A 276-nucleotide genomic window follows, 5' to 3' on the forward strand; every position below is an offset into this window, starting at 1 on the left:
TTGCCTTCCTGTTCGACCGGCAGCTTCGTGACCAGTCTTCCGATTACCCTGGAATGCAAAGTGGCAGTAATTCCATCCGCAGTGCGACCTGCCATGGTCAGTCCGCTGTTGTTCAAAAAGCTGCGGACATATTGCTCGATCGCCACCTGCGCCTCGATTTTTGCCTTTGTTTTCTGGGCCGGCGTCGCAAGGAGCTTTTCGAAGAAATAGGTGGGCCAGCTCCGTACCCCAAGGTACTTGACGGTAACGCCGTTCTCTACCTTCTTTTGCAAGCGC

The 276-nt window shown here is 54.3% G+C and carries 1 protein-coding gene; it reads right to left on the reverse strand.

Going from position 1 to position 276, the window contains the following annotated elements:
• A partial coding sequence (locus ACSNOK_RS34150) for a hypothetical protein (RefSeq protein WP_436784616.1) occupies positions 1-276 on the reverse strand: 276 nt, incomplete at both ends.

Source organism: Streptomyces sp. URMC 126, assembly GCF_051386555.1.
In the GTDB taxonomy this organism is placed as follows: domain Bacteria; phylum Actinomycetota; class Actinomycetes; order Streptomycetales; family Streptomycetaceae; genus Streptomyces.